General features: G+C 43.3%; 15 protein-coding genes. 6 read left to right on the top strand and 9 right to left on the bottom strand.

Features of this window, described 5'->3' with window-relative positions; genetic code table 11:
- The first annotated feature begins 9 nt into the window (after positions 1-9).
- The 3 genes from LCH52_02040 (at position 10) to hslU (ending at position 4,775) form a co-directional block, all read left to right on the top strand.
- A complete protein-coding gene (locus LCH52_02040) occupies positions 10-2,742 on the top strand; it encodes a patatin-like phospholipase family protein (protein ID MCA0387256.1) in 2,733 nt (910 codons plus the stop codon).
- 111 nt (positions 2,743-2,853) lie between these two features.
- Positions 2,854-3,411 carry an ATP-dependent protease subunit HslV gene (gene hslV / locus LCH52_02035; protein ID MCA0387255.1) on the top strand — a complete coding sequence of 186 codons (558 nt, stop codon included), beginning with the start codon at positions 2,854-2,856 and terminating at the stop codon, positions 3,409-3,411.
- Entirely contained in the window at positions 3,408-4,775 is a 1,368-nt protein-coding gene (gene hslU, locus LCH52_02030) for an ATP-dependent protease ATPase subunit HslU (protein ID MCA0387254.1), read from the top strand. Before hslV ends, hslU begins: the two co-directional genes overlap by 4 nt.
- Positions 4,776-4,818: 43 nt before the next feature.
- On the opposite strand, the gene mscL is transcribed toward hslU, so the two are convergent.
- Positions 4,819-5,232: a large-conductance mechanosensitive channel protein MscL gene (mscL, locus tag LCH52_02025; GenBank protein ID MCA0387253.1), complete on the bottom strand. Its 414-nt coding sequence runs from the start codon at positions 5,230-5,232 to the stop codon at positions 4,819-4,821.
- Positions 5,233-5,347: 115 nt separating this feature from the next.
- On the opposite strand from mscL, the gene LCH52_02020 reads away from it, so the two are divergent.
- Entirely contained in the window at positions 5,348-5,557 is a 210-nt protein-coding gene (locus LCH52_02020) for a hypothetical protein (protein MCA0387252.1), read from the top strand.
- Positions 5,558-5,565: 8 nt separating this feature from the next.
- On the opposite strand, the gene mfd is transcribed toward LCH52_02020, so the two are convergent.
- The 8 genes from mfd to LCH52_01980 form a co-directional block, all read right to left on the bottom strand.
- A complete protein-coding gene (gene mfd, locus LCH52_02015) occupies positions 5,566-8,961 on the bottom strand; it encodes a transcription-repair coupling factor (GenBank protein MCA0387251.1) in 3,396 nt (1,131 codons plus the stop codon).
- Positions 8,962-8,965: 4 nt separating this feature from the next.
- On the bottom strand, positions 8,966-9,721 hold the full coding sequence (locus LCH52_02010; protein MCA0387250.1) for a phosphatase PAP2 family protein: 756 nt from the start codon (positions 9,719-9,721) through the stop codon (positions 8,966-8,968).
- A complete protein-coding gene (gene murQ, locus LCH52_02005) occupies positions 9,714-10,649 on the bottom strand; it encodes an N-acetylmuramic acid 6-phosphate etherase (GenBank protein ID MCA0387249.1) in 936 nt (311 codons plus the stop codon). Before murQ ends, LCH52_02010 begins: the two co-directional genes overlap by 8 nt.
- Positions 10,646-11,326, bottom strand: a complete 681-nt coding sequence (rsmG, locus tag LCH52_02000; GenBank protein ID MCA0387248.1) for a 16S rRNA (guanine(527)-N(7))-methyltransferase RsmG — start codon at positions 11,324-11,326, stop codon at positions 10,646-10,648. Before rsmG ends, murQ begins: the two co-directional genes overlap by 4 nt.
- A 23-nt stretch (positions 11,327-11,349) precedes the next feature.
- Entirely contained in the window at positions 11,350-13,227 is a 1,878-nt protein-coding gene (mnmG, locus tag LCH52_01995; GenBank protein ID MCA0387247.1) for a tRNA uridine-5-carboxymethylaminomethyl(34) synthesis enzyme MnmG, read from the bottom strand.
- Positions 13,228-14,045: 818 nt separating this feature from the next.
- Positions 14,046-14,405, bottom strand: a complete 360-nt coding sequence (locus LCH52_01990) for an endonuclease domain-containing protein (protein ID MCA0387246.1) — start codon at positions 14,403-14,405, stop codon at positions 14,046-14,048.
- On the bottom strand, positions 14,402-15,757 hold the full coding sequence (mnmE, locus tag LCH52_01985) for a tRNA uridine-5-carboxymethylaminomethyl(34) synthesis GTPase MnmE (GenBank protein MCA0387245.1): 1,356 nt from the start codon (positions 15,755-15,757) through the stop codon (positions 14,402-14,404). The genes LCH52_01990 and mnmE overlap by 4 nt, the downstream gene beginning before the upstream one ends.
- Positions 15,758-15,833: 76 nt before the next feature.
- Positions 15,834-16,814: an acyl-ACP desaturase gene (locus LCH52_01980; protein ID MCA0387244.1), complete on the bottom strand. Its 981-nt coding sequence runs from the start codon at positions 16,812-16,814 to the stop codon at positions 15,834-15,836.
- A 210-nt stretch (positions 16,815-17,024) separates the two neighbouring features.
- Here LCH52_01980 and LCH52_01975 point away from each other — a divergent pair, with 210 nt between their 5' ends.
- Both LCH52_01975 and LCH52_01970 read left to right on the top strand, forming a co-directional pair.
- Positions 17,025-18,329: a thymidine phosphorylase gene (locus LCH52_01975; GenBank protein MCA0387243.1), complete on the top strand. Its 1,305-nt coding sequence runs from the start codon at positions 17,025-17,027 to the stop codon at positions 18,327-18,329.
- Positions 18,330-18,434: 105 nt separating this feature from the next.
- Entirely contained in the window at positions 18,435-22,364 is a 3,930-nt protein-coding gene (locus tag LCH52_01970; protein MCA0387242.1) for an alpha-amylase, read from the top strand.
- Positions 22,365-22,383 lie beyond the last annotated feature (19 nt).

Here is a 22,383-nt window from a genome sequence, read left to right as displayed (position 1 = left end):
TGCATTTTAATGAAATCCGTTCGAATACCCTCGTTGAGGGTAAAAACAGTCTTTTTTATTTTACTTTTAAGTGTGTCGTTATACTCACAGTATAGTGACACACTTAAGCTTAAACTGGATTACCGCAAAGTTACCCACCCGTTCGGAATTGAATACAAGGAGCCTGTTCTTTACCCCCCGATTACATATGTCTTAAGCGGAGGTGGTGCCCGGGGCATTGCCCAGATTGGTGTGCTGAAGGCTCTTGAAGAAAAAGGAATCTATCCCAACTCCGTAGTTGCCACAAGCATAGGAAGTATTGTCGGAGGTTTATATTCTCTCGGTTACTCGGTGGATGATCTTGATTCTCTCGCCGGCACCATTGACTGGAACTCAATCATATCACTCAACTACCGGGAAAACAGAAACAATCTTTTTGTTGATCAGAAAATTACCGAGGACAAAGCGGTGTTTTCCCTTCGTCTCGACGGTCTTACTCCCCTTATTCCGAACTCTATCAACGACGGCCAGAAACTTCTCAACCAGTTGAACCTCCTCTCGTTTCAATCACCCATTGGGGTCAGATACAATTTCGACGACCTTGAGTACAAGTTTAGAGCGGTCTGCACCGACCTCGAATCGGGAAGCCCGTATGTTATAAAGTCAGGATCGATATCGAAAGCCATAAGAGCGAGTTCCAGTGTCTCATTTTTTCTGTCCCCGGTTGAATACGATACAGTACTTCTGGCTGATGGCGGACTTGTTGCCAATATTCCCGTCTCCATTGCCAAAGGAATGTCAAACGGATTGATACTTGCGGTCAACTCCACAAGCCCTCTCAATCCTAAAGACAGGCTTAAAAACCCGCTGGTACTGGCTGATCAGTTTTTGAGCATTCCCATGAAAAAACTGAATGAAAAGGAGCTGCGCCTTGCAGATGTTTTGGTTACTCCTGAGATAGGAGATAAAAATTCAGGCGACTTTTCAGGGTTTGACTCGCTTATAAAAGCAGGATATGCAGCGGGTATAACTGCGGCTGAGCAACTGCAACAAAAAATTGACTCTGTAATCTATACATCTTTTACCAACAACGATTTAATCTTCGATAATTTATATCCCCATCCTGAATGCAGGTATGCAGAGGGTTTGATTTCGAGGGCGACCAAAAACGGTAAAACAAAACTGTCTGATATCTATCGGGAACTCATTTTTTTAGAGAAGAGATCGGGCTTTGAAGAAACGAAAGCATCCATATTCAGAACCGCTGATGGAAAAAACATCCTTAGAATAGAGCCATTTCTTTATCCTGAAATATCCAAAATCAGTATTATGATAGACGGCCAGGATTCTGTGCTGTCAGACTCATCTTCCACTCTTTTTGCCGGCAAGCATTTCTCGCCCCTTGAAACAATTTCTTATATCAAGGAAATAATCAAAAGATTTAGAAATCAGGGGAATGCCTTGTTTTCTCTTGTCAGAGCTGAATTTAACAATGAAACAGGTGAATTAAGTCTTCGATTTGACGGAGGAAGAATTGCTAAAGTTGAATTAAACGGACACATCAACACCAATCCCACCGTTATTCTGAGAGAGATACCGATCGAACCGGGTGACTTTCTTAATGTGGAAAAACTGAAAAGAGGGTTGGAAAATCTCTATTCAACCGACCTCTTTGAAAATTTTACTGTGAATGTCGTTAAAAGAGAAGGTAAAAACATCCTTCAAATTCAGGTTAATGAAAAGATATCACAGATTGCCCGTTTCGGGTTTAAAGTTGACAATGAAAATGCTCCCCAATTAAACATCGATATCCGGGATGCCAATATCTTTTCCACAGGAGGAGAGCTTGGTCTGATATTCTTCATCAGTCCAAGGAAATTTTCTGCGGAACTCGAATCAAGAGCCAACCGCTTGTTCGATACCTACCTGACATATAAACTTGGTTTCCATTACTCACAAAGAGATATCTTTACCTATCGTGACGATCCGGCAGGTTCATCCTCATTCTACACAAGGTCACAGTTCGGAGAGTACAGGCAATCTCTTGCCGGCGTATCCCTTTGGCTGGGAACGCAGGTTGGAAGATTTGGAAATTTTATCGGTAAAGCCAAATATGAGCTGAACAGAATCGAAAACATTACTGCCAGCGAACCGCTTGTTTTCGACAGCCCGGTATTCAGCCTCAACTTCTCGACTACGATAGATACAAAGAATAAATACCCGTACCCGACAGACGGAATATTGTTTAACGGATACTATGAAACAGCTTTTAATTTCATTAAAGCCACCACGGGCTACACATCCTTTGGAGCAAAGTTCGAAGGCTATCTGGGAATAACGGAACGAAGTACTCTCTCGACTTCCGCAGAAATAGCATTTGCTGACAAAACATTACCCCTTTCGCAGCAGTTTTCACTGGGTGGATTACGGTCTTTCTACGGTATGTATCAGGATGAGTTCAGGGGACGGCAACTCTTCAAACTTGGAGTTGATTACAGATATAAACTCCCATTTAAAATCTTTTTTGACACCTATGTCAGTGCAGGTTATAACATAGGATCCATCTGGGAAGAGGAAGAAAAAATTAAACTTGGGGATTTAAGGCATGCTCTGGGTATCGGACTGTCTTTCGATACACCGGTTGGTCCGGCGGATTTTGCCATAGGAAGAACTTTTCTTTTTGTGAAAAACATAACAGAAGGTCTGAATCCAATATCCTGGGGACCTGTTGTTTTCTACTTCTCTATCGGGTTCTACTATTGACCCTGGATAAGGGCAAAGATTGCGTCACAAAAAAACAGGATCAGAATCCATAAATTAAATCCGGGTTTTAATTATTTTTTAATTGGACATAAAGTCAGAAACAGGAATAAGATGGAAGCTAAAATCAGATCTACCACGATTATCGGGATAATTCATAACGGCGTTGCAGCAATTGGTGGTGATGGTCAGGTCACTCTTGGCAATACTATCATGAAACACAATGCAATGAAAATCAGAAAGATATCGGGCGGTAAAGTTTTATGCGGGTTTGCAGGTGCATCAGCAGATGCCTTCACCCTGATGGAACGGTTTGAAGACAAACTGGAGCAATACAGGGGTAATGTAAACCGTGCCGCTGTGGAGCTTGCCAAAGAGTGGAGGACTGACAGATACCTCCGCAAACTTGAAGCTCTGCTTGCCGTTGTATCAGCCGACACAGCCCTTATAATCTCTGGAAACGGTGATGTAATAGAGCCTCAGGATAAAATAGTAGCCATTGGCTCGGGTGGAAACTTTGCTCTTGCTGCTGCTAAAATGCTCAAGAAATTCAGCACACTCACTGCGAAGGAAATTGTAAAAGAGAGTCTGGAAACAGCTTCGGAAATCTGTATCTATACAAACAAAAATATTGTCGTCGAAACGATAGAAAACCAAGAGGAGACGCATTGAACCCCTATAGTAACAATGACTTGACACCAACAAAAATAGTTGGGGAGTTGAATAAATACATCATCGGACAGGATGATGCAAAAAGAGCTGTGGCTATTGCACTAAGAAACAGATGGAGACGGCAGCAAATCCAGGGAGCCATAAGAGATGAGATTATGCCAAACAACATCATTCTTATCGGTCCTACCGGCGTTGGTAAAACAGAGATTGCCAGAAGACTCGCAAAGCTGGTTGACGCTCCTTTTGTGAAAGTGGAAGCTTCCAAATTTACAGAAGTCGGATATGTTGGCAGAGATGTGGAGTCTATTGTTAGAGACCTTGTCGAGTTTTCGGTAAATATGGTAAAATCGGAAAAGACCGCCGAAGTGAGAACAAAAGCAGTCGCTCTCGCAGAAGAACGGATACTTGATATCCTTATTCCACCGGTGAGGAAAAACTTCCAGGGTGATCCTGAAGAAGAGCAGGGGAGTGATGCATATCAGAATCAGAAGACCCGCGAGTGGATGAGGGAAAAACTCAGAAATGGCGAGCTCGATGAAAAAATGGTTGAGTACGACATTCAACAGGCTGCAGTGGGGATGCAGGTTATGGGTCCATTTGGTGGCGATGATCTCGGAATCAATATTCAGGAAATCATGTCATCCATGATGCCAAAGAAGAAGAAGAAAAGAAAAACATCGATAAGAGAAGCCCGCGATTTGATGACGGAGGAGGAAGCTCAAAAACTGATTGATCTCGATTCCGTTTATAAAGAAGCTATCATGCGTGCGGAAAACACGGGGATAGTATTCATCGACGAGATTGACAAGATAGCTGGTGGTGGCAAAGGGAACGGACCGGATGTATCAAGAGAGGGAGTGCAGAGAGATCTTCTTCCGATAGTTGAGGGCTCCAATGTGAACACAAAGTACGGAGTTGTTAAAACCGACCATGTCCTCTTTATCGCATCAGGTGCCTTTCATGTTTCGAAACCATCCGATTTAATTCCGGAATTGCAGGGTCGTTTTCCTATCAGGGTTGAGCTTAAGAGTCTGACCGAAGATGATTTTATTAAAATTCTGACCATTCCTCAAAATGCCCTGTTGAAACAGTATGCAGCTCTTCTCGAAGTGGAAGGAGTCAGGGTTGAGTTCAAAGAGGATGGCATTAGAGAAACTGCACGACTCGCACAAAAGGCAAACGAACAGGTTGAGAATATTGGAGCGAGAAGACTTCACACAATTCTCACAACCCTTCTCGATGAGATTTTGTTTAATGTACCCGACATAATGCCGGATCATTTAATAGAGATTACGGGTGAGATGGTGAGACAAAAACTTGAAAAAATAGTCACGGATCGCGATCTTAGTAAATACATATTATAAAAAAAGCGACCGGTTTCCCCGGTCGCTTTTTCATTTTAAAACTTTACTTTTTTAGCAGATCTCTGATTTCAGTAAGGAGAACAATATCCTCTGCCGGCGGTTTTGGAGCAGCGGGAGCGGTTTCTTCCTTCTTCTTCAATGCGTTAATACCTTTTACAGCCAGAAAGATTACAAAAGCTATTATCAAAAATTCGATTGCTGTATTTATAAAAGCACCATAGCTGATATAAACAGGGTCGATTACCTTGTCGCCGTCTTTCGATCCTGCCTTAAGCAACACTTTCAGATTTTTGAAGTCGACACCACCAAGGATCAAGCCTATCGGGGGCATCACTACATCATTAATAAAAGATGCAACGATTTTACCAAATGCTCCACCGATGATCACACCGACGGCCAGGTCAATTACATTGCCGCGCATGGCAAAAGTTTTGAATTCCGACATGAAATTTTTCATACTGCTTTCCTTATTTTAAATAATTAACGAGTAAAAATAAACTTTTTTGTGATTTCTTCGCTTTTGAAACCTTAACGAATTTAAAGCATCCAACAGAAAAATGAAATGGAGAATTATGAACAGAAAAAAAATAATCATCATGACCGCCGGGATTTTACTTGGCGGACTGGCAGGATACGGATATTATTACTTTATCGGGTGCAAAAACGGTTGTCCGATTCAGAGCAACGCACTCTACACCACCCTGTACGGAGCATTCACAGGTTTTGTGATGACATTTTCATTTAAAAAAGAGAAGACAGAAAAGGATACAACTCAGGATTAGTACCCGGCTTATTCTGTTTCTTCTTTTTTCACACCATAAAGACTCATAATCTGCTGAAACAAATCCATAAGATAATCGATAACTTTTTCCGGGGTTTCGAAAGTTTTCTCAATTATCAATTTCATGGAATCGCGCTGCTGATCAAATTTGATTGAATCCCTGTACTTTGTCATTACGAGATGCAGCAGGACTTTAAAGTTGTATTCGTAGAACTCTTCCCTGTCTTTGTGGGGGAGCACCAGCATTATGCGGTTCCGTTGAATGATTACTCTGTCGAACATCGCCCATGATGCATAGTACCGCATCCGGGCTGTCAGGACGAGCCTTTTGGCTGTTACCGGCAGAAGTCCGAACCTGTCACCAAGTTCCTCTTTTATATCATCAATTTCTTTCAGAGTGCCGGCGGAGATGAGAGAGGTGTAGAAGTTTAACCTGTCAGTCTGATCCGGCATAAACTGTTCGGGTATTCCTATTTCAAAGAATGTATCGATTTTTGGATCAGTTCTCTGAGTGGATTTGCCGAGATGCTTGAACACTTCCTTAAACTCGGTATGCTTCAGTTCCTCCACGGCTTCGCCCACAAGTTTCATATACATGTCAAAACCCACATCTGTTATAAAACCGCTTTGTTCCGTGCCGAGGAGGTTACCTGCACCACGGATTTCAAGGTCTCTCATGGCGAGATTAAATCCAGCACCAAGTTCGTTAAACTCCTCAATCGCCCTTAAACGCTTCAAGGTCTGCTTCTTTAGTGCGGTGAGGGAAGGGACAAGGAAAAAAGCATAAGCCTGTCTGTCAGACCGTCCCACTCTTCCTCTCAACTGATGAAGTTCGGCAAGGCCAAAACGGTCGGCTCTGTTTACGATAATTGTGTTTACATTCGGAATATCGATACCCGACTCGATAATTTTTGTGGAAAGAAGAACATTAAATTTTCTTTGCAGAAAGCCGTGGATCACATCTTCGAGCTGGTCAGGGGTCATTCTTCCATGAGCGACCCCGATTATTGCTTCGGGTACAAACCGTTTTATGTAATCACCAAGTTTGTGGATCGACATTATTCTGTCGTGAACAATATAAACCTGTCCGTTTCGGGCAAACTCGGAAAGCAGCCACTCCCGAATTTTCCTGATGTCGAAAAGATCGACTTTTGTATAAACGGGCTGTCTGTTAGCGGGGGGTGTTGCCATTATGGAAAGGTCGCGTGCACCGTGAAGTGAGAAATTGAGAGTTCTTGGTATTGGTGTCGCTGTCAGGGTAAGAGTATCGACATTAACTCTCATCGAACGGAGCTTCTCCTTCGCCTTCACACCAAACCTGTGTTCCTCGTCGATTATAAGTAAGCCCAGATCTTTGAATTCGATATCTTTTGAAATGAGGCGGTGGGTACCGATTACAATATCCACTTCTCCCTGTTTCAGTTTTTCCACAATCTCTTTTTGGCGTGCTTTCGACTGGAATCTTGACATCACTTCCACCCGGACGGGGAACTGATTCAACCGGTCGCGGAAGGTGTTGTAGTGCTGTTCAGCGAGAATTGTTGTAGGAACAAGGACACTAACCTGTTTGTTGTCCTGCACAGCCTTAAAAGCCGCTCTGACCGCCACTTCTGTTTTTCCGAAGCCAACATCCCCGCAGACCAGTCTGTCCATGGGGCTGACGCTCTCCATATCCTCTTTTATTTCATTTGTCACTTTTATCTGATCGGGGGTGTCCTCATAAATAAACGAGGCTTCAAGTTCCTTTTGCCAGACAGTATCGCCGGCGAACGAAAACCCCTTTGTCGATTTTCTTCGCGCATACAATTCAATCAAATCCCTTGCAATTTCACGGATTTTTTTCTTCGCCTTGGTCTTTGCATTTTCCCAGGTATTGGTACCCAGAATTGAGATGCGTGGCTCGACCCCCTCTTTTGAGGAATATTTTTTTACGAGATGCAGGTAGTTAAGATTCACAAAAACCACTCCACCCTCGCCAAACAGGAGCTTCATCGATTCCTGTTCGATGTCACCGATTTTAACTGAATGAAGACCTGCGTATCTACCGATTCCATACTCTTCGTGGACGACAAAATCACCGGGCTTAATCGATGCCAGTTCGTTTCTTCTCGACTTGACAGCTCTTTTGTAGTTGACGATTTTTGTTCTGAAAGGTTTTCCGAAAATCTGATAGTCGGAGAGAATCAGAACTTTCTCGGACTTAAGGAAGAACCCCTCCTTCAGGGGAAGCATCGTAAATTTGATGGTACCGTCTTCGATCATCAACCCGAATTCATCTTTTGCATTGTAGATGAGATCCTTCAGTCTGTCGAATTGAATATCATTCTCTACAGCAATATTAATGCTGTACCCGTTTTCCGAAAACTGAGTTAGGGTCTTGAACAAAAGTGCATAATTGGAGTTTATTGAAGGAGCAGCGGCAATATCCAGACTGAGCGAGTTATCAATCGAAAGTCCTGATTCGACGAGCCAGGTGTTCCCCCCTTTTTTCATAATTTCAGAAAATGCGATTTTAGCAGACTTTTTTGTCTCATCAATCTCTTCAACATCTTCCGGAAACTCATCAAGGAATGCATCCTCGTTGTAGACGGGTTCGCTGACAGAGTCAATCTCTACTTCATCATCGGGGGCAGAAATCTTCACTTCCTTGTAGGAAGCTTCTCGAAGATAGTAATCGTCCGCAATTATCAGTGAATCAGTGACATAGTCGAAAATGTCATCCTCAAATGTGTTCTCATCGTTAGTCGAGAGCTCTTCCAGTTCAGGGGAAATTGTAGCCGAATCGACCATCTGTACCGATCTTTGGTTCTCCGGATCGAAAAACCTTATTGACTCGATGAAATCACCATCGAACTCAACGCGGACAGGCATCGATTCACTGTGAGACCAAAAATCAATTATCGCTCCCCTTTGAGCGAAGAATCCGCTCTCCTCCACATATTTCTCGCGCTTGTAATTGTATCCGGCAAGGAGCGCCACAAACTTGTCGTATGATATCGAATCACCTGTAGAAAATTTGTAGAGGCTCTCCGAAAAATCCCTTTTGGAAGGTAGTTTTACGAGAAGGATATCATAAGTGGAGATCAGGAAGTAGCCGTTCAGAGAGGAAAGATTGTTGAGCGTCTCCTGAATCTTTTTTGAGTTGAATTCAGAAATGGAAATTACAGGAGACTTTACACCCATTAGCTTGATTTCAGTGGAAGTTTCCAGAACATCCTTCACGGAAGGAACGAGCAGCATTATTCTGTCGAACTTCAGCTTTAACTGAAGAGCAATCAGGGTTTTCGAACTGCCAGGAAGGTAGGAAAGAGTGTGAAGTTTTCCTTTTTCCGCTGAGACAGCTTTGACAATATTTCGGATTTCCTTATAATTCCCAAAGAGGGAGATCAACTCAAAATTTTCCATTCAATCAAAACCGGTAGTTTATAACGAATACCGGAACAGTGATGGTTGCCGGATTGTTGCTGTTTTTGCTGCCAATAAGGCTTCCTGTGAAATAACCAATGGCAGAACCCAACACTACATCAGAAAGCCAGTGGTGGTGGTTGTAGAGCCGCTCAAACGCCATCAAACCGGCAATCGACCAGTAAACAACCTTTTCCAGATCATTATCGGTGGAAAGTGCCATCACAGAGGCAAATGCAAATCCGGCAGTCGAGTGGCCCGAGGGGAAGGAAGTTTCATCCCAGGAGGTCCTGAAAAAGTGGAAGTTGGAATTGTCATCTGAAATGGTTGGTCTCTCTCTGCCTGTCAGCATCTTAAGAGCCTGATTGACGAGAGTGGAATAAATCAGGGCTGAGCCCAGCTTTAATCCCAGGTCTTTATTTTTGGCGTTATCGTAAATACTTCCCTGAAGATAAAGAGCGCCTGCTGATGCGAAGACTGCATAAACCGAATATTTATTGAATTCCCGAAGTGGATTAAGAAGGGGAGTTTTGTTTTTTTTGAAGAAGTTGTTCACATCTTCATCGAAATTATATGCCAGCAAAGTGCTTCCGGCAGTAATTCCGTAGTTGAGCAGATCGTTATTATTGAACCGGGTAGAGGTTTTTAAAATACTCTCCCCGTAATCTCCAAATTTCTCGAGGTCTGACGACTGAGAAATTACAGAAGAAAATAATAAAACAAATAATATAAATGTATGTTTTAATCTATTGTTAATCAACAAATTCTATGGCTTTTCTTACAAAGCCGTCAGTTAAATCGAGTCTTCTTTTTGCTTCCTCAGCAGAGACATTTGCCTTTATCATCACGAGTGCGGTTTTCACATGTCCACCTGCATCAGTGAGATATTCTGTGGCTTCATCATAGCCAAGACCGGTTATGGTCATTACAACTCTTTTTGCTCTCTCCACAAGTTTCTTGTTTGTCATCTGGAGATCGATCATCATGTTTTCATAAACCTTGCCCATTCTGATCATGGAGCAGGTGGTAAGCATGTTTAAAACCAGTTTCTGTGCAGTACCGCTTTTCATTCTCGTTGAGCCCATTACCACCTCCGGTCCAACATAGGGGCAGATTGGAATATCCACCGATTCAATGTTAAATGCTTCTCTTGGAGTACAGGTTATATAAACAGTAGTTGCCCCGATTTCCTTTGCTTTTTTTACAGCACCGATTACATAAGGGGTTCTTCTGCTTGCGGCGATTCCGCACACAACATCGTTTGCAGTAACACCGGCGGCAATTACATCCCTTTCACCATTTATTTCGTGGTCTTCGGCACCTTCCTGTGCTCTGAACATTGCCTCTTTTCCGCCTGCAATATATCCTTCGATCATGCCGAAAGGGGTTCCAAATGTAGGGGGGCATTCAGAGGCATCCACTACACCCAGTCTGCCTGAAGTGCCGGCTCCGAAGTAAAGCAGTCTCCCTCCGTTTTTAAGTGCCTTTACGATTGCATCAACAGCTTTAGAGATATATGGAATCTCTTTCTCAACGGCAAACGGAACGGTCTTGTCCTCCTCATTCATAATGTGGAGAATTTCATCCACGGAGGCAGCATCTATTTCCATTGAGCGGGGATTTCTCTGTTCTGTCGACAGGTTGGCAATTTCATTAAAAAGGGACTGGTCGGTACCGTTCAGGATCATTTGTATAACTCCAGGTAAACAAGTTTTTTACCTTTTTCATTCTTGGTATTTGTTGGTTTATATCTTAATTCATAGATCGTTGATCTTTTGAACATATAGCCATATTTGGCTTTCGCCTCCTCAAACTCGGCGGTGATATCGCCTCCCTTGATTATGAGCATTGCTGCCTTGTCTTTTATCAGGGGGACTGAGAACTGGACGAGAGATAAAAGATCAACTGTTGCTCTGCTGATGATTATGTCGAATTTTCCCGCATATTTTTTAACAAACTCGACACCCTCCACCCTTGTATTTTCGACAATCACATTTCTTAGCATAAGTTTATCCACAAACTCCGAGACAGCGCTTGTCTTTTTCGTTATGGAATCGACAAGTACACCCTGAAGATCGGGTCTCATGATTGCGAATGGTATGCCCGGCAGCCCGCCACCCGAGCCGATGTCAAGGAATGTGGTCGCCCGTTCAGGTAAAAATTTGGAGATATATGCCGAAATGAAAACATGATTTTCAACAACATTTGCTATATCCTTGCGCGAAACAAGATTGATTACTTCGTTCTTTTCTGCAAGAAGTCCGGCAAAAAACGCAAGTCTTCCCAGCGTGTTTTCGTCAGGGTTCTGGTTGTTTTCCCAAAAAAAGTGGGTTAGTTGTCTTAAATAAGTATCAACAGATATCAATAATTTCTCCGAAATATCTTAAATCACTTATTCAAATATACCATTAAGATAGAAATATCTGAAGGAGTAACACCTGAAATGCGGGAAGCCTGTCCGATATTTCGTGGTTTTACTCTTGAAAGTTTCTCTCTTCCTTCAGCGGAAAGCGATTGAACCTGTTTATAATCAAGGTCTATGGGAATTGAGCGGTCTTCATATTTTTCGAGTTTGTTGATAGTGTCCTGCTGTCTGGTTATGTAGCCTTCATATTTCAGGGTCAGTTCTATCTGAAATGCAGTCTCTTTGTCGCTTAAGATTGTCTTGAGTTCAGATGAATCAGTTCCATTAAGCAGGCTTCCCAGCTTATATGCGTCAATCTCAGGTCGCTTGATAATTTTCTCGACCGTTTCGGAGAATTGTACCTCCGAGGAGGAGAATTCCTGAAGGAAAGGATTCAGAATATCGGGGGTGATTTTAACAGATTTTGAAAGCTCAATGCCGCGGAAGATATTGTTTTCCTTTTCGCGAACGCTGTTTAATTCATTATCATCGATCATTCCAATTCTGTGTCCGTAATGAGAAAGCCTTGTATCGGCATTATCCTGTCTTAGAAGGAGCCGATGTTCAGCTCTTGAAGTAAACATTCTGTATGGTTCTGTGGTTGATTTCCCTACAAGATCATCAACCAAAACCCCAATGTAAGCTTCACTTCTTTTCAGAACCAGTTCCTTTTCATTCCTGAGCTTAAGCGCAGCATTGATACCCGCCATAAGACCCTGTGCTGCAGCTTCCTCATATCCTGAAGTACCGTTTATCTGACCGGCAAAATACAATCCCTTAACCAGTTTGGTTTCCATTGTCAGGTCTATTTGATGGGGAGGGAAGAAATCGTATTCAACCGCGTAGCCGGGACGAACCATGACAATATTCTCGAGTCCCTTTATCAGTTTCAAAGCCTCAAGCTGAATCTCTGCAGGAAGCGAAGTGGAAAACCCATTCACATAGATTAGTTCAGAGTTCAATCCTTCCGGCTCGAGAAACAACTGATGGCGTGGTTTATCAGAAAACCTTACGATTTTATCTTCAATCGAAGGGCAGTACCGTGGACCTGTCCCCTGTATGATTCCCGTAAACATTGGTGAACTGGAAAACCCCTTCTCGAGTATTTTATGCACTCTGTCATCGGTATAAGTGAGGTGACAAGAAACCTGAGGTAAAAACGGGAACAGCGATTTGTCAGTTCTGTGAGAAAATGGCTGGGGAGACTCATCGCCCGGTTGTTCCTCAAGAACACTCCAGTCGATCGAATCTTTATGAAGTCTTGGAGGAGTTCCGGTTTTTAGTCTTCCTGTTTCAAATCCTGCTTTTATCAAAGATTCGGTGATTCCTGTTGCAGGTTTTTCTCCAAATCTTCCACCAGGGGTTGCCTGTAATCCCGTGTGCATTAATCCATTCAGGAAGGTACCGGAGGAAAGAACAACTGCCCTGGCATCTATTTCCTCACCATGAGCTGTTTTCACACCCGTAACCTTACCACCTTCAATAAGAATCTCAACAATGGATTCAGAGATTATTTCAAGGTTCGGTGTCCGTTCCACAACTTCAAGGGCAATTTGGGAATAAATATCTCTGTCATTCTGGCTTCTTGGTGACCAGACAGCGGGACCTTTGCTTCTGTTCAGCATTCTAAACTGTATCCCGGAACGATCTGCAATCTCACCCATAACACCACCCAGAGCATCAATTTCACGCACCAGATGACCCTTTGCCGTTCCGCCTACTGCGGGGTTACATGATAATCTTCCAGTTGCATACTTATCCATCGAAACGAGGGCTGTTTTACATCCCATTCTTGCAGCAGCGACAGATGCCTCTATTCCGGCATGTCCGCCACCAATTACTATTACATCATATTTACGCATTTAATCTTTTGTTTTGTTTCATGTGAAACATTTTAATAGTTGTGTTGTTGTCAATTATGTTAAAAAATGAAAAGTGTAATTTGTTTCATGTGAAACATTTGTACCGCCCCCGTACCGCCTAACCCAAAAAAACAAGTTAAATGCTCCAGTACCGCCCCCCAACCCCCCTCCTTATAAAGGTGGGGGGAGAGGTAGCTAGAACTTGTCGATGGAAAATTGGACTTTCGGGAGCTAAAAACTTCTAAAACAAAAATTCCAAAACCCAAGGCGAATCGACAATTAAACACCCCGTCACCAAACCTCAAGCAACACTCCCCCCACCTTTACAAGGAGGGGGGCAGGGGGGGGCGGTAGTCATTCACCACCACCGAAAAAACAAATCCAAAAAGAACCAAAAAAGCTCGAAAAAAGATCATTAAAATCGACAGAACTTTAGGGAAATTACCCCTCTGTACCGCCCCCCCCAACCCCCCTCCTTAGAAAGGTGGGGGGAGGGATCTATAAAACTTGTAGGTGGAGAAGTAAGGTTTCGACTGATATAAATATCAAAACAAAAACCTAAATCAACCGAAAAACCCAAACCCCCATCGACAAATAAAATCTACGCTCCCCCCTCCTTATAAAGGTGGGGGGAGAGGTGCACAAAACTTGTCGATGGAAAAGTGAAGTTTCGGCCCCTAAAACTTCGATCAAAGAAAGCTAAATCGCCCGAAAAACCCAGACCACCACCCCAAAATAAAATCTACGCTCCCCCCCACCTTTACAAGGAGGGGGGGCAGGGGGGCGGTCGGAACCTTCTAAAATCACAATATCAGAAACTAACCAGGAGGAAAATAAATCCTTACTCTCTCCAAAACTTTGTTAATATCATTAAAGACTTCTTCGTTAAAGAATCTTAAAGTTTCAATTCCGACACTTTCTAGATATTTATCACGGGCTAGGTCGTGGTCAACAGCGTCTACGCCGTTGTGGGAATCACCGTCAAGTTCAATGCAGAGTTTTAGTTCAACACAATAAAAATCAAGAATGTAGTTGCTGACGCTGTATTGTCTTCGGAATTTGTAACCGGTCTTTTTGTGTTTTAGTTCGTCCCACAACTTTTGTTCAGCGGAAGTTGCGTTGTTCCGGAGGTTTTTTCTTCTGTCTTTAAGATAATTTCTGTTATAAAGATTTGTCATTTTCCGATGCAGAAGTGCATAAAAATATTGTTCAGGATATCATCGGTTGTAATCTCTCCGGTAATTTCAGCGAGTGAGTTTTCGGCATTCCTCAGATCGACCGATATGAACTCTCCACTTAGATTCAGGTTACACGATTCCCGGGCATTTTCGAGATTTTGCTTTGCCTGCTTCAGGCAGTTGTAGTGTCGCATATTTGACACAACCGCACCTTTCTCGCTGTATGACTCGGAACCGAGAGCTTTCTCTTTCAGGAGATCAAAAAGTTCATAAATACCTTCACCCGTTTTTGCTGATATCGAAATGTCGGCTTTCAGGAGAGAGGTATGCTTTATATCCACTTTGTTGAGTACTACGATGATTTTGTTTTCGCTTATTAATTCTTTAATTTCATCATAAAGATCAACTGAGATGTTTTGCACAACATCGTTTATAAAGAGTACCAGGTCTGCATTCTTTACTGCCTCTCTGCTTCGCTTTACTCCTTCAATTTCAATTTCATCATCCGTCTGTCGAATACCGGCGGTGTCGAAGAGGCGATACAGCACTCCGTCAATCACCACTTCCTCTCTAATGATATCTCTGGTGGTACCAGGGATGGAGCTTACGATAGCTCTGTACTCTTTGAGCAGGTAGTTTAAAAGTGAGGATTTTCCCACATTGGGTTGTCCGACAAGGGCGACATTCACACCATCTCTAATAACCCTTCCAAAAGCATAAGACGAGAGAAGCAGGTCGATCTCGGAGATGATGTTCGAGATTCTTTTTATGAGTTCATGCCGGTCAACAAATTCGATATCCTCCTCGGCAAAATCGAGTTCCAGTTCAACCAGTGATGAGGTGTTAACAAGCATGGAGCGAAGTTCATTTACTTTGGAAGAGAGGAGTCCATCCAGTTGATTTCTTGCTCCGCGAAGTGAAGCTTCGGAACGGGCTGAAATGAGTTCCATCACTGCTTCCGCTTGTGAGAGGTCGATTCTTCCGTTCAGAAAAGCTCTTTTGGTGAATTCGCCCGGTTCAGCATTTCTGATTCCAAGATCGTACAGCAGTTCCGTTATCCGTCTGGTAATTGTTGGATTCCCGTGGCAGGAGATTTCTATTGAGTTTTCGCCTGTGTAGGAATTGGGTGCTTTAAATATTGACACGACCACATCATCGACAATTTCGCCGTCGGGAGAGATAATTTTCCCGTATTTAAGGGAGTGGGAAGCTGCGCTAATGAGTGACTGGTTACCCTGGAATATCCGGTCAGCGGCGGAAATGGCATTTTCACCGCTGATCCTGATGACAGAAATGGCGCCGACTCCAAGAGGAGTGACAATTGCCGTGATTGTATCTTCTTTGAAATTCATAAGTTACAAAAATAAACAAATAAAACCGCAAAGAAAAATAAAGCCAAACGCGGCAAGTTATATAAAATAAATAATATTAAATTGCGAACACTCTGTGATAGATAAAGTCAAATGAGAAGGACTTTGTGTCCACTCGTCTGTCGATATATTCAGCTACCTGTTTTAACCGTTTGGGGATGGCGAGCAGTTTATCCTGTGCAATTCTTCCGGCTTCATTCAATCCGGTCAGAGCCTCCACTTCCCAAAACTTCAAAACATCTTCAACTATCTTTTTATAGTCCCACGGACCGTATATTCCCGATCTCCTTACCACATCAGCCATTTCCTTAAAATTGGGCATGCTTAAACCGGGCATTTCGATTGAAGGCAGGATGTTCAGAGCAGATTCAAGCGCCCTGTTGGTATCAATCGAAAAGAGAGACTTCATAACCTTTCGGTAAAAAGCATAATGTCTTGCTTCATCGGCAGCAATGGAAGAGAGAATTCCTTCCAGCACTGGCTCATATTTCCCGGCAGCCTTTCCGGTGTTTGAGTGGGTTACCTGAGTTGCCCTTTCCTGGAGTGAGGTGTAGGCAAAAACGCGATAGGGGTCTTTATCCCAGTCTGGTCTGAATCCGGCTTCCTGATAAGCGTACTGCATAATTTCGACACACCTGAAATTGAAAAGTCGTGAGTCGCGTGCGTAATCTCTCAGAATTCCACCGTGCCGGTCCTCTTCAGCAGTCCAGATGGAATTCCAGGTCTTCCATACACTTTCATCACCAAGGTAGGTGGAAAGAAGTCTGTGGAAGTGGGGCAGACCCTCTTCTGTCAGAAGTCCAAGTGCCACAGACACCCTTACAGAATCATCCATTCCTCTTGCCCGTTCGCGGAGCAATTGGATGTTTTTAAGTTCATCGTCGCTCATCTTTTCATCAGCAGGAAGAAAATCACTTGGGAACCACAATCTTCTTTTCTGAAGATGTTCATCCATCATGGCAGCCACTTCGGTTTCAAGCGTCTGCAACACCTCCGCCTTGCTTCTGCTCTCAGACTCGAGACTTGGTGCGGAGTTCACGATTATTTCCATATTTTACAACCTTTCGGGTATTTATACCGGTTGGTAATTATTTTCAAAAAGAATAAAAACAATAATTTTTGATAAATTAAACTTTAATATAATCATAGCCTTTCTTTAAATGAGGGCATAAACCTTTATAGACTTTGCAAATATGAAATTTAACATCAAATTTTAGTAAGTTTACAGGTTAAAATTTAGGAAAAATGGATGAATCCGGTAGAAATTATAGTAAAGAAAAGAGACGGTCTGGAACTGTCTGACAAAGAGATTGAATTTTTTATAAACGCCTATACACAGGGAAAAATTCCCGATTATCAGGCTGCAGCACTTTTAATGGCAATATTTATCAGGGGATTTTCCGCAAGGGAAACCAACACACTTACAAAGACGATGCTTTACAGCGGAACCATAATCGATCTTTCAGACATCCCGGGTCAAAAAATCGGGAAGCACTCTACAGGGGGAGTCGGAGACAAAACAACTTTTATCATTCTTCCGATTGTTGTCGCAGCCGGCATCAAATCACCACAGATCTCGGGCAGAGGTCTTGGCCACACAGGTGGTACACTTGACAAGATGGAGGCAATTCCCGGATTAAACACCCGGATTGACATCAAGCAATACCGTGAAATTATGAAAAAACAGGGGGGTCTTATCATTGGTCAGACAGCCGAGATTGCCCCTGCGGACAAGCTGCTGTACGCACTCAGAGATGTCACCGGTGCCGTGCCTACAATTCCTCTTATCATCGCAAGTATAATGAGCAAAAAAATGGCAGAGGGTACCGACGGTCTCGTACTTGATGTAAAGACGGGTTCTGGTGCATTTATGAAAACCCTTGAAGAATCGAGAAACCTCGCCGAAGGTCTTCAGGGAGTGGCGAAGAGTTTTAACAAGAAGTGTATCGCGATGATCACCGAGATGAGCCAGCCACTCGGATACAAAACAGGAAACTGGAATGAAATTCAGGAATCCGCCGATGTTCTGAAGGGATTTTATGTCGAAGATTTGTGTGAAATCTCATTCGCTCTCTCGGGTGCCATGATAATGCTTGGCGGAAAAGCGGAGACAATAGAGGAAGGAATTGAAATATCCAGGAGAATGGTAAGTACAGGCAAGGCGTTCGACAAATTCCTCGAAATCGTGGAGGCTCAGGGTGGTGACATCAGTTTCGTCGTAAATCCCGAAAAATATCCCGTATCATCCATCAGAGAAAAATTGTATGCTCCTGCAACGGGTTATGTATCAGCCATTAACGGCTATGAGATTGGCATGTCCCTTATCGATCTGAAAGCCGGAAGAATGGCAAAGGAAGATGATATCGACTTCAAGTCAGGGCTGCATCTTCAGGCAAAAGTTGGTGAGCATTATTACAAAGGACAGGAAATTGGCTATCTTGATGGCGAAGACCCTGAAAAGATAGAAGCTGTGAAGGAAAGGATACTGAACTCCATCTCATTCAGCGAAGAAAAGACAGAGAAACTGAAGCTGATTAAGGAAATAATCTACTAAGATTCAGAAAAATTTCTTAATTTTCAACTTGTCCTAATCTATATTAGGAGAATTGCGGGCTGTGTCGCATTCTATTTTGAAAAGTTGAAAATTTGGAGTTTAAAGATGATTTTAAGGCTAAAGGAGATATACCCGGGTTGTGATCTTGACAAGTCCGTTCGCTATTTCCATGTCTCTAAAGAAGCCAGAGGTAAATACGCTTTCGAAGAGGAACTGTTTTCACAGACAGGCACTCTCATTGTTGCCAATTTTGCAGCATCAAGGAGACTTGCAGCGAGAATCAACCGTAAAAGAACGGAGGAGAAACTCACTGACAAGCTTGTAACACCCGGGCAGATAAATGCTCTCGGTTTGTTGCACGAACTCATTCACCTTGTGCTCAGAAACTATGAGCAGGTTCAAAATCCGGGCGTATTTTCCCGTACCGTAAATCATCTTTCCGAAATGCTCGGTGGCGACGACTTCGCAAAAGTGCTCGAAAGGTATGTGGAGGTTTTTCCGCCACTTTCTGTTTATAAAGGCACCTCCACAGTAAAGGAATACCTCGCCGGCTACACAGACGAAAAAGCCAACAAAGAGATCATAATTGAAGAATTGATCATTCTTCACCTCGAAAATCTAAATCCCGCATTTGACTCCCTTAAGGAAATGTTCAACAGCGCTCCTCTTGAGGAAGGGACTAAATATAAAGTCCTGATCAAAGAAGCGAAGACATTTTTCCAAAAAGAGGAGCCGGCAGAGTTTTTTGGCATCTCCCTCATAGATGCACTGGAATCGGTAATCCTCTCAAATCCCTACGAAATAGTTGAGCAGTTAAAAAGCTTCAGGGCATTCTGGCCCCTCGGACTCGATTTCCCCCTGGAAGACCTCGTTCTCCTCGGTTCCGATCTCCTTAAGGAAGACGCAAGACTCTTTCAGGGTGGCGGAGGCGGAAAAGGAACCCCACCGGTACCAAAATACGATTTCAACAAGGAATATGCAGCCAAACTAAAAGAGTCGCTCAAAAAAGGGCAACCGGCACCAATCGATTTTGATGATGTTGAACTCAGCTTTATGGTCGAGGAAGAGCGGTTCACTGAAGACATTGAGTGGATGCCAAATGTTGTTATGATCGCCAAGAACACCCTTGTCTGGCTCGATCAGCTTTCGAGAAAATACGCGAGAAAAATAGACACTCTCGACAAAATTCCGGACGAGGAACTCGACGCACTGCAAAAATGGAATTTCAATGCCCTGTGGCTCATCGGTGTGTGGGAAAGATCAACTGCCTCGGCGAAAATAAAACAGTTTTGCGGAAATCCGGAAGCGGCTTCGTCTGCCTACTCACTTTATGATTATGACATCGCCACCGAACTCGGAGGCGAACGGGCTTACGAAAATCTTCGTGACAGATGTGCTGCCCGCGGGATAAGACTTGCCAGCGACATGGTGCCAAACCACACAGGAATTTACTCAAGGTGGATAATCGACCATCCCGAATATTTCATTCAGGCTCAGGAACCCCCGTATCCCAACTACACTTTTTCGGGTCCTAATCTCTCCGACAATCCCGACATAGAACTCAGAATCGAAGACCGTTATTACACCCGTCAGGATGCGGCAGTTGTATTCCAGCATATCGACAGAAGAAACGGGAAAACCCGCTACATCTATCACGGAAACGACGGCACAAACATGCCGTGGAACGATACCGCCCAGCTTAATCTTCTCGATCCCGTCGTTCGTGAGGAACTTATAAGAACCATCCAGAAAGTGGCATCGAAGTTCTCGATTATTCGCTTCGATGCGGCAATGATTTTAAGTAAAAAGCATTATCAAAGGCTGTGGTTCCCTGCTCCGGGTGCCGGTGGAGCTATCCCCTCCCGTTCCGATTATGCAATATCGAAACAGACTTTCCACAAAATGATGCCAAAGGAATTCTGGCGTGAAGTGGTGGACAGATTCAATGAGGAGATGCCAAATACACTCCTTCTCGCAGAAGCATTCTGGCTGATGGAGGGTTACTTTGTAAGAAGCCTCGGTATGCACAGGGTTTACAACTCAGCCTTCATGCACATGTTCATGAAGGAAGAAAACGATAAATACCGGAATCTCATCAGAAATACGATTGAATTCGATCCCGAGATTCTGAAACGGTATGTAAACTTCATGAGTAACCCTGACGAAGAAACCGCTATAAACCAGTTTGGAAAAGGGGACAAATATTTCGGTATCTGCGTCATGATGGCGACACTTCCCGGACTTCCGATGTTCGCTCACGGTCAGATAGAAGGCTTTACCGAAAAATACGGAATGGAATACCGGAAGGCATATTACAATGAGTTTGTTGACGACCACCTCGTTGAAAGACACCGGAAGGAAATTTTCCCTCTCCTCAAAAAGCGCTACCTCTTCTCACAGGTAAAGAATTTTGAACTCTTCGATTTCCACGACGACTATCGCCATGTAAACGAAAATGTTCTTGCGTTCACCAACAGGTTCGGTGAGGAAAAAACTCTCGTCTTCTTCAACAATTCATTCTTCCGTACTTCGGGGATGATTAAAAATTCCGCCGGCAAGAGGGTAAAACCACAATATCTCGATTCCGCCGCAACCGAAGACAACTGGGAAGCCTCAAATGTTGAAGATCAGAAAGTCTCTCCCAACGAACTTGAGTTTAAGTCTCTTTCAACTGCACTTCAACTGAAAAGATACGACGGTTATTACTACACCTTTAAGGATATGATAACGGGCCTTGAATACATCAAGTCGGGCAGGGAAATCGACGATGACGGTTTTGGCATGACACTAAGCGGTTACGAATATCATGTCTATGTCGGTTTCAGGGAAGTCTTTGACACGGATGGAAGCTGGTTGCGTCTCAATCAGTTCCTGCACGGACAGGGCACACCATCTCTCGCTCTCACCCTGCTCGAGCTGAATCTGATCAATGTTCATCATGCCGTGATGGAATTCTTCAACAAGGAAATGCTGCTTGAAATGAAGAAGTTCGCCGGTCTGGTTCCTGATCCTCAGCCAATCAACGAATTCAGCACGACTTTCACAATGAGGTTTGGGATTGTTCTGAACAGGATTGCGGAGTACAAAAAAGTACAGTTCAACGGCAATATTGTAATGTCATCTCTCAAAAAGGAGTTGCTGGTTCTTAAAGGATACGCCAATTTCATCGACAGTCAGAGCGACGGTGTAAAAGGTTCTGCGAGAATCGATAATTTCTGGCTCCTGAACAAAAAAGAGGAACACCAGATATACACCGATATTCTGATTCTATACACAGTTGTTAAAAGACTCCTAATCACCATCGAAGAGGCAACAGGTGAAAAACCGGTTGAACTGTATGACTCGCTTCTTTTGGAAAAACCATTGTGGCAGTCGATAATCAGACTTGGTGACAAATATCAGGAAGCCAAATACGAGTTTGACCTCCTAAGAATCCTTGAATCAAGTGAGAATGTTTATACCCGAAAAGGTATATTTAATCCCGAAGGGAAGCAGGAATCACTGAATGACCAGTTGCCCACAATAACTCTTCTCCAGACAAAGGAAGTGAAGGCATTCATCGGTGTGAATGAATTCCAGGGAATAAAATACTTCAGCAAAGAACAGTTTGTTCAGTTGATGACCTGGATCTATACACTAAATGGATTAAGGCATGCAGAACGGGTAGTCAGGAAAAATTCCGAAAAAACGAAAGACCCTGTTAGCATCTTCAAACTTTTCAAATCGAAAGATTTTACTCAAAGCATTAAGACGATGTCACAATATGTGGAAGGTCTCGTAGATCTCGCCATCCACTCAGGATACAGACTTGAGCCGTTCCTTCAGGCGATTCCAAAGCTTCACGATTCAATCTATCAGCCAAAAACTGAACCTGTAAAGCCAGCCAAGCCGGCAAAAACAGTGAAGACAAAGACCAAAAAGGTTAAAGCAGAAGCAAAGCCATTAACAAAGGCGAAGAAAACAGAAAAGCCGGAATCAAAGAAACCGGCTCAACCAAAGATCAAAAAATCAACTTCAGGTAAAAAGAAGAGCTGATTTTTTTAAGAACCTCAGA

This window comes from Bacteroidota bacterium, assembly GCA_020161395.1.
Lineage (GTDB): Bacteria > Bacteroidota > Ignavibacteria > Ignavibacteriales > Ignavibacteriaceae > UTCHB3.
Note: the sequence above shows the minus strand (reverse complement) of the source record. Positions and strands in the feature narration are given on the sequence as shown.

Coding starts and splice junctions, on each gene's coding strand:
- LCH52_02040 (MCA0387256.1), top strand. CDS start 10: ATGAAATCCGTTCGAATACCCTCGTTGAGGGTAAAAACAGTCTTTTTT.
- hslV (MCA0387255.1), top strand. CDS start 2,854: ATGGAAGCTAAAATCAGATCTACCACGATTATCGGGATAATTCATAAC.
- mscL (MCA0387253.1), bottom strand. CDS start 5,232: ATGAAAAATTTCATGTCGGAATTCAAAACTTTTGCCATGCGCGGCAAT.
- LCH52_02020 (MCA0387252.1), top strand. CDS start 5,348: ATGAACAGAAAAAAAATAATCATCATGACCGCCGGGATTTTACTTGGC.
- mfd (MCA0387251.1), bottom strand. CDS start 8,961: ATGGAAAATTTTGAGTTGATCTCCCTCTTTGGGAATTATAAGGAAATC.
- murQ (MCA0387249.1), bottom strand. CDS start 10,649: ATGATCCTGAACGGTACCGACCAGTCCCTTTTTAATGAAATTGCCAAC.
- mnmG (MCA0387247.1), bottom strand. CDS start 13,227: ATGCGTAAATATGATGTAATAGTAATTGGTGGCGGACATGCCGGAATA.
- LCH52_01990 (MCA0387246.1), bottom strand. CDS start 14,405: ATGACAAATCTTTATAACAGAAATTATCTTAAAGACAGAAGAAAAAAC.
- mnmE (MCA0387245.1), bottom strand. CDS start 15,757: ATGAATTTCAAAGAAGATACAATCACGGCAATTGTCACTCCTCTTGGA.
- LCH52_01975 (MCA0387243.1), top strand. CDS start 17,025: ATGAATCCGGTAGAAATTATAGTAAAGAAAAGAGACGGTCTGGAACTG.
- LCH52_01970 (MCA0387242.1), top strand. CDS start 18,435: ATGATTTTAAGGCTAAAGGAGATATACCCGGGTTGTGATCTTGACAAG.